We start from the raw sequence: 4,452 nt of genomic DNA on the forward strand, positions 1-4,452 counted from the left end.
CGGCGAAGTCGGCGACGCTGGAGCCGCGACGGCCCGGCGTGGTCGGCTTGTACTTACGGATAGCCATTGATTTACAACCCCTTAGCTGACCGGGCCGCCGAAGGCCTCGATACGGTCACCGTCAGCCAGCTTGACCATCGCCCGCTTGGTGGCCTTGCGCTGGCCCCAGCCGGTGCGGGTGCGCTTGCGCTTGCCCTCGCGGTTCGCGGTGTTCACCGTCAGCACGCGGACGTTGAAGATCTGCTGGATCGCGATCTTGATCTGGGTCTTGTTCGCGTCCGGGTGGACGAGGAACGTGTACCAGTTCTGGTCGAGAACGCTGTAGCTCTTCTCGGAGACCACCGGGGCGACGATGATGTCGCGCGGGTCGGCGATAGTGGTCACTTGCTCTCCTCCTCGGAGGCCTCGGCCGGCACGCCCAGACCCTTGCCGCCGGTCCGGCTCGCAAGCTCGCAGAACTCATCGAGTGCGTCCTTGGTGAAGACCACCTCGTCAGCGACCAGCACGTCGTACGTGTTCAGCTGACCGGCCTCGATGAGGTGCACGGTCGCCTCGTTGCGCAGCGACACCCAGTTCAGCTCGTCGGTGCTGCTCAGCACGACCAGCACCTTGCGGGACTCGGTCGCCTTACGCAGGGTCGCGATGGCGGCCTTGGTCGACGGCTTCTCGCCGCTGACGAACGCCTCGACCACGTGCACCCGGCCGTCGCGAGCCCGGTCGGAGAGGGCGCCACGCAGGGCGGCGGCCTTCATCTTCTTCGGGGTCCGCTGGCTGTAGTCGCGCGGCACCGGGCCGTGCACCACACCGCCGCCGGTGAACTGCGGCGCGCGGATCGAGCCCTGCCGGGCGCGACCGGTGCCCTTCTGCTTGTACGGCTTCTTGCCGCCACCGGCGACGTCGCCGCGGGTCTTCGCCTTGTGCGTGCCCTGCCGGGCCGCCGCGAGCTGGGCGACGACGACCTGGTGCATCAGCGCGATGTTGGCCTGCACGTCGAAGACGTCGTCGGGCAGCTCGACCGAGCCGGCCTTGTTACCCTCCGCGTTGATCACGTCAACCGAGCTCACTGGGCACCGTCCTTCTTCTTCGCGGCGGTGCGGACCAGGATCAGCGCGCCCTTGGGACCGGGCACGGCCCCCTTGACGAGCAGCAGGTTGTTCTCGGTGTCCACCGCCTGCACGGTCAGGTTCTGCACGGTGTAGCGCTGGCTACCCATCCGGCCGGCCATCCGGACGCCCTTGAAGACGCGGCCGGGAGTGGCGCAGGCGCCGATCGAGCCGGGCGAGCGGTGCTTGCGCTCGACGCCGTGGCTGCCCTTCAGGCCGTGGAAGCCGTGCCGCTTCATGACGCCGGCGTAGCCCTTGCCCTTGGTCTTACCGGTGACGTCGACCGGGGTACCCGGCGCGAACGTCTCGACGGTGACCTCCTGGCCGAGCTCGTACTCGCCGGCGTCGGTGGTGCGCAGCTCCACGATGTGGCGCCGCGGCGACACACCGGCCTTGGCGAACTGGCCGCCCTTGGGCTTGTTCACCTTGCGCGGGTCGATCGCACCGTACGCGAGCTGGACCGCGGAGTAGCCGTCCTTCTCGCCGGTGCGGACCTGGGTCACGACGCACGGGCCGGCCTGCACCACGGTGACCGGGACGACCTTGTTGTTGTCCCAGACCTGGGTCATGCCGAGCTTGGCGCCCAGGATCCCCTTTACTTGCCTGTCCATTAGTCGCAGATCCCTACAGCTTGATCTCGATGTCGACGCCAGCCGGCAGGTCGAGGCGCATGAGCGAGTCGACCGTCTTGGGAGTCGGGTCGATGATGTCGATCAGCCGCTTGTGCGTGCGCATCTCGAAGTGCTCGCGCGAGTCCTTGTACTTGTGCGGCGAACGGATCACGCAGAAACGGTTGATCTCCGTGGGCAGCGGCACCGGGCCCGCGACCTGCGCCCCGGTACGGGTCACCGTCTCGACGATCTTTCGCGCCGAGGAGTCGACGACCTCGTGGTCATAGGCCTTGAGCCGGATGCGGATCTTCTGTCCCGCCATGATGGCTTCTGTTTCCTTCTCTCGATGCCGCTAGTGGTGCGAAAGCGGCGGCTCTCGCATGCCCGCAGGCTCTACCGGCCAGAATCTGGTCGATCCTGCGTTGTCCGACCCCCGCGGTCGGGCGTGTCGCGCCGCGTCCCGTAATGCCGCGCACGGCAGCGAACTGATCGCGGGGATCTGGAGTGTCGGGCGGCCAGAAAACACACCCGGACACCCGGCGAGGGTGGCTAGCCACCAAGGCAGCTAACCACCCTGCTCGGACGCAACCTGACTAGTATGCCGTATCGATCGCGGCGATGCTAATCGGGGTCACGTGACATGTCACTTGATGATCTTCGTGACCGTTCCGGCGCCGACCGTGCGGCCGCCCTCGCGGATAGCGAACTTCAGGCCCTGCTCCATAGCGATCGGCTGGATCAGCTTGACCGTCATGGTGGTGGAGTCGCCCGGCATGACCATCTCGGTGCCCTCGGGCAGCGTGACGACGCCGGTGACGTCCGTGGTACGGAAGTAGAACTGCGGACGGTAGTTCTGGAAGAACGGGGTGTGCCGGCCGCCCTCCTCCTTGGAGAGGATGTAGACCTGGCCCTCGAACTCCGTGTGCGGGGTCGTGGTGCCCGGCTTGATGACGACCATGCCGCGCTCGACGTCCTCACGCTTGATGCCGCGCAGCAGCAGACCGACGTTCTCACCCGCGCGGGCCTCGTCGAGCAGCTTGCGGAACATCTCGATACCGGTGCAGACCGTCTTCTGCGACTTCTCGCGGATGCCGACGATCTCCACCTCCTCGTTCGGCTTGAGGATGCCGCGCTCGGCGCGACCGGTGACGACCGTGCCACGACCGGTGATCGTGAACACGTCCTCGATCGGCATCAGGAACGGCTTGTCGGTCTCGCGCTCGGGCTGCGGGATCGCGGTGTCGACCGCGTTCATCAGCTCCATGAGCTTGCCGGTCCACTCCTTGTCACCCTCGAGCGCCCGGAGGGCGGAGACGCGCACGACCGGCACGTCGTCGCCCGGGAACTCGTAGGTGCTGAGCAGCTCGCGGACCTCGAGCTCGACGAGCTCCAGGAGCTCCTCGTCCTCGACCATGTCGCTCTTGTTCAGGGCGACGACGATGTACGGAACGCCGACCTGGCGGGCCAGGAGCACGTGCTCCTTGGTCTGCGGCATCGGGCCGTCGGTCGCGGCGACCACCAGGATCGCGCCGTCCATCTGGGCGGCACCGGTGATCATGTTCTTGATGTAGTCGGCGTGGCCGGGGCAGTCCACGTGCGCGTAGTGGCGCGCCGCGGTCTGGTACTCGACGTGCGCGATCGAGATCGTGATGCCGCGGGCCTTCTCCTCCGGCGCCTTGTCGATCTCGTCGAACGGGGTGTACGGGTTCAGGTCCGGGAACTCGTCGTGCAGGACCTTGGTGATGGCCGCGGTCAGCGTCGTCTTACCGTGGTCGATGTGACCAATGGTGCCGATGTTGACGTGCGGCTTAGTCCGCTCGAACTTCGCCTTCGCCACTGGTGTCCTCCTGTGGACTGTGTCTTTTCTTTCGCCCGGCACGCCCGATAAGGCGATACGGACTCTGTCGACTGCTTGTGCGCGTGCGATCCACGACGGACCGCACGCGCCTCAACGCTTGAGACGCCGGTGGCCTTAGCAGTGCTGCTCTGGCTCACCTCCGGGTACCCTCCGCTCCGCGCTTCGTACCTCGCGCGATGCTCAGGCACCCGTCGCTTTCGCGATGATCTCCTTCGCGACGTTCTGCGGAACCTCCGCGTAGGAGTCGAACTGCATGCTGTAACTCGCCCGGCCCTGCGTCTTCGACCGCAGGTCGCCGACGTAGCCGAACATCTCGGACAGCGGCACCAGCGCCTTGACGACCCGGGCTCCGGAGCGCTCCTCCATGGACTGGATGATGCCACGCCGCGAGTTGAGGTCGCCGATGACGTCGCCCATGTTGTCCTCCGGCGTGGTGACCTCCACGGCCATCATCGGCTCGAGCAGTGCCGGGTCGGCCTTGCGGGCCGCCTCCTTCATCACCATCGAGCCGGCGATCTTGAACGCCATCTCGGACGAGTCGACCTCGTGGTACTGGCCGTCCAGCAGGGTCAGCTTGACGCCGACCAGCGGGTAGCCGGCGAGCACGCCGTACTGCATGGCGTCCTGCGCACCCGCGTCCACCGAGGGGATGAACTCCTTGGGGACGCGCCCACCGGTGACGGCGTTGACGAACTCGTACGTCGGGCCGTCCGCCGCGAGCGGCAGCGGCTCGACCGAGACGATGACCTTCGCGTACTGACCCGAGCCACCGGTCTGCTTCTTGTGCACGTAGTCGATCTTCTCCACCGCGCGGCGGATCGTCTCGCGGTACGCCACCTGCGGCTTACCGATGTTCGCCTCGACGTTGAACTCGCGCCGC

The 4,452-nt window shown here is 66.8% G+C and carries 5 protein-coding genes and 1 pseudogene; all 6 read right to left on the reverse strand.

The window, feature by feature from the left end:
- Positions 1-81: 81 nt before the first annotated feature.
- Positions 82-384 (reverse strand): 50S ribosomal protein L23, encoded by a 303-nt coding sequence (gene rplW / locus VJT49_RS22335; protein WP_324166845.1) that lies wholly within the window; start codon positions 382-384, stop codon positions 82-84.
- Complete coding sequence (gene rplD, locus VJT49_RS22340; RefSeq protein ID WP_324166846.1) at positions 381-1,064, reverse strand: 50S ribosomal protein L4; 684 nt, start codon at positions 1,062-1,064, stop codon at positions 381-383. The genes rplW and rplD overlap by 4 nt, the downstream gene beginning before the upstream one ends.
- Positions 1,061-1,714, reverse strand: a complete 654-nt coding sequence (gene rplC, locus VJT49_RS22345) for a 50S ribosomal protein L3 (protein ID WP_324166847.1) — start codon at positions 1,712-1,714, stop codon at positions 1,061-1,063. Before rplC ends, rplD begins: the two co-directional genes overlap by 4 nt.
- 13 nt (positions 1,715-1,727) lie before the next feature.
- Positions 1,728-2,036: a 30S ribosomal protein S10 gene (gene rpsJ / locus VJT49_RS22350; protein WP_007073037.1), complete on the reverse strand. Its 309-nt coding sequence runs from the start codon at positions 2,034-2,036 to the stop codon at positions 1,728-1,730.
- A 321-nt stretch (positions 2,037-2,357) separates the two neighbouring features.
- Positions 2,358-3,551 carry an elongation factor Tu gene (gene tuf / locus VJT49_RS22355; RefSeq protein ID WP_324166848.1) on the reverse strand — a complete coding sequence of 398 codons (1,194 nt, stop codon included), beginning with the start codon at positions 3,549-3,551 and terminating at the stop codon, positions 2,358-2,360.
- Between the two features lie 201 nt (positions 3,552-3,752).
- Positions 3,753-4,452, reverse strand: a pseudogene (gene fusA / locus VJT49_RS22360) (elongation factor G); the annotation flags it as partial.

It is taken from the genome of Amycolatopsis sp. (genome assembly GCF_035276945.1).
Lineage (GTDB): Bacteria > Actinomycetota > Actinomycetes > Mycobacteriales > Pseudonocardiaceae > Amycolatopsis_E.

Excerpts from the sequence above, each read along its gene's own strand:
- rplC (WP_324166847.1), bottom strand. The coding sequence starts at position 1,714 with ATGGACAGGCAAGTAAAGGGGATCCTGGGCGCCAAGCTCGGCATGACC.
- rpsJ (WP_007073037.1), bottom strand. The coding sequence starts at position 2,036 with ATGGCGGGACAGAAGATCCGCATCCGGCTCAAGGCCTATGACCACGAG.